At 72.9% G+C, this 2,766-nt stretch carries 2 protein-coding genes; one reads left to right on the top strand and one right to left on the bottom strand.

What is annotated here, in order from left to right:
- Positions 1–197: 197 nt before the first annotated feature.
- The gene (locus HW445_RS25495) at positions 198–1,517 is read left to right on the top strand and encodes an MFS transporter (protein WP_218957382.1); all 1,320 of its coding nucleotides are present in this window, start codon (positions 198–200) and stop codon (positions 1,515–1,517) included.
- A 126-nt stretch (positions 1,518–1,643) separates the two neighbouring features.
- Here HW445_RS25495 and HW445_RS25490 read toward each other — a convergent pair whose 3' ends face one another.
- Positions 1,644–2,627, bottom strand: a complete 984-nt coding sequence (locus HW445_RS25490) for an MBL fold metallo-hydrolase (protein ID WP_180223256.1) — start codon at positions 2,625–2,627, stop codon at positions 1,644–1,646.
- Positions 2,628–2,766 lie beyond the last annotated feature (139 nt).

Genomic DNA, 2,766 nt, shown 5'->3' with positions numbered 1-2,766 from the left:
CCGCCGTGGGGGCGGCCGGGGGAGCCACCGGGAGGCCGAGGGGCGAGGGACGGGCGGCGGGCATTGTCCGGACGGACAGCGGGGGCCCTCGATCACTGTCCCGGAGGACGAGAACCGGCCGGGCGGCCCCGCCCTAGATTCGCCTTCCGGCCCGGACTCCTACCCGGGTCTTTCAGCCACTTTCCCGGAGCAGCCCCATGAACAGCTCTGCCCCGCCCTCCTCCTCGGACCCGGCCGCCGCCGAGTCGCCCCAGGGCATGCGCAAGATCGCCACCGCCAGTTTCATCGGCACCACGATCGAGTTCTACGACTACTACATCTACGGAACGGCCGCCGCGCTCGTCCTCAACGAGGCCTTCTTCCCCGAACTGTCCAAGACGGCGGGCACCCTGGCGACGCTGTCCACCTTCGCCGTCGGCTTCGCGGCCCGCCCCATCGGCGCGGCCGTATTCGGCCACTTCGGCGACCGGGTGGGACGCAAGGCCGTGCTGGTGGTCTCCCTGCTGATGATGGGCCTGTCCACCGGCCTCATAGGCCTGCTCCCCGGCTACGACACGCTCGGCATCATGGCCCCCGTCCTGCTGGTGCTGCTGCGCCTGATCCAGGGCCTGGGGCTCGGCGGCGAGTGGGGCGGCGCAGCCCTGCTGGCCGTCGAGCACGCGCCCCGCAAGAAGCGCGGCCTCTACGCCGCCGCGCCCCAACTGGGCTCGCCCGTCGGATACTTCGCCGCGACCTGTACGTTCCTGCTGCTCGGCGTCGTGATGCCGGACGAGATGTTCGAGAGCTGGGGATGGCGGATCCCGTTCCTGCTCTCCTTCGTCCTGGTCGCCGTCGGCCTGGTGATCCGGCTGCGGATCTCGGAGACCCCGGCGTTCGCCAAGGCCATGGAGCGGCACGGCACCTCCAAGGCCCCGCTGGCCGAGGCATTCCGCAAGCACCCCAAGGAGATGCTGCTGGGGGCGGGCATGATCACGGTCGTCTACGTGATGTTCTACACGGCCGCCACGTACTGCATGACCTACACCACCGGCACCCTGGGCATCCCCAAGAACGACATGCTGGCGCTCACCCTGGTCGCCGTCGCGGTGCTGGGCGTCTCCACCTACCTGGTGGCCAGGTGGTCCGACCGGGTCGGCCGCCGCAGACTGATCATCGCGGGCGCCGCCTTCGGCGTGGTCTGGGGAGCACTCGTCTTCCCCCTGCTGGACACCGGCAACTACGTGCTGATCGCGGTGGCCCTCAGCGGCGCGCTGCTCTGCATGGGCATCATCTACGGCCCGGCCGGTGCGTACATGCCCGAACTCTTCGCCACGCGCCTGCGCTATTCCGGCGCCGGCTTCTCCTACAACCTGGGCGGCGTCCTCGGCGGCGCCGTGGCCCCGCTGGTCGTCACCGCCCTCGCGGAGACGTACAGCCCGTCGGTCGGCGGCTGGTTCATGAGCGCCATGGCCCTGCTGTCGCTGGTCTGCATCCTGGCCCTGCCGGAGACGCGGGAACGGGACCTCGACACGGTCTGACCCCGGCCGTCACGGCGCCGTGGGAGCCCACGACGGCGCGGCGGGGACCCTCCCGTGCGGGAGCGGTCCCTCCCGCCGCCGGCGCGGACCGGGGCGGGCGCGGACCGGGGCGGGCGCGGGCGGTGGTCAGGGGCTCCCGCCCGCCAGGTCCCAGGCCAGCTGGGCCACCTGCCGCATGACCGGCAGCATCCCGGGATGGTCGTCGCCGTCCAGGACGCGGTACTCGCTGCCGATCGTGATCACCAGCCGTTCGGGCAGGCCGAGTTCGGGGTAGTTGCGCTCGGCGATCACCCGGCGGGCGGCCTCCGCGGCGGGGACCCCGGCCGCGTGGAAGGCGTGCGCGCGTTCGGCGACGTACTCGAGGTACCCGATGTGCTCCTTGATCCCGGCGGCGTCGAGCACGGGTCCGTGGCCGGGGACGAAGGTGCGGGCGCCGGTGGCCAGGAACCGCTCGCAGGAGCCGATCAGGTTGCTCAGCGGGCCCGCCCAGTGCGACGGATGGTCCCCCGGCGTCGCGGCCGTGCTGCCGAACACCACGTCGCCGGTGAACACCACCCCCTGCTCCGGCAGATGGACGAACAGGTCGCCCGCCGTGTGCCCGGGCGGCAGCGAGGCGAGACGGACCGGGAACCGGCCCACGGTCAGCTCCCGTTCGCCCGTGAACGTCTCGGTGACCGGCGGGACCTCGGTGGCCGACCAGTCGAAGACCCCGAAGTGCCGCCCCACGTAGGCGCCCCACGGCGTCGACGGGTTCACCGACCCGGCGAGCGCCCGCAGTTGGTCCGGCGTGGGCTCCAGGCACAGATGGGCGCGGGCCTCCTCGGTGGCCACGATCTCCGCGGCCGGCAGGACGCAGGCGCCCCAGAGGTGGTCGCCGTTGGCGTGGGTGACGACCACCCGATCCACGTCCGCCCCCGGGGGCAGCCGCTCGCGGCTCGCCGCCAGGAACGCCTCGGCGAGACGCCGGTCGTAGGGGCTGTCGATCCACAGCGCGGAGTCCTCACCGACCAGCAGCCCGCAGTTGGCCAGGCCCCAGCCGGGCCGCCCCGGCAGCAGGGCGTACAGCCCCGGGCCGATCTCCGTCAGTGGCCCTCCGCGCGTGATCGTCATGCCAGGCGATTATGCAGACCCGGGCGACTTCCACCACCGCGCCGGACGGCGGTTGGCCGGAAGTCGCCCCCCGTCCGCACCGGACGCGCACGCTCCGCCGGTCACCCGCCGCACCACCGCCGTCGTGGACGGTTTCTGC

The organism is Streptomyces sp. UH6 (assembly GCF_013421635.1).
Taxonomy (GTDB): Bacteria; Actinomycetota; Actinomycetes; order Streptomycetales; family Streptomycetaceae; genus Streptomyces; species Streptomyces abyssomicinicus.
This window is presented reverse-complemented; position numbering and strand designations above follow the sequence as displayed.